The 264-nt window shown below is 44.3% G+C and carries 1 protein-coding gene; it reads right to left on the bottom strand.

Annotated features, from left to right (window positions below):
* The coding region (locus tag AAEY78_RS13515) for a hypothetical protein (protein WP_352339840.1) at nt 1-264 on the bottom strand (264 nt) is incomplete at both ends.

Genomic DNA, 264 nt, shown 5'->3' with positions numbered 1-264 from the left:
CGCTTGTGGTGCGTTTACTGTTGGCTGGTTTGCTTTGCTTGACTTTGACGGCGGCGGCTTTAATCAACTTAGCCTCAATCTGTTCAGTAGAACGTATGGCAATCTCTATCGTGTTATGTCCTTCACTGATATGCCAGTCATCGGTCGCTACAAACGTCATTGCCTCTGTTATCTGCTCAACGGTAAAACCATCATTCAATCTTGCGTTGATATGTTTAAGACGTTTATCTGATGCGGTAATTCTTTGACCTGATAGCTCTAGCC

Origin of the sequence: Psychrobacter sp. 16-MNA-CIBAN-0192 (assembly GCF_040309565.1) — a bacterium.
GTDB lineage: Bacteria > Pseudomonadota > Gammaproteobacteria > Pseudomonadales > Moraxellaceae > Psychrobacter.
Note: the sequence above shows the minus strand (reverse complement) of the source record. Positions and strands in the feature narration are given on the sequence as shown.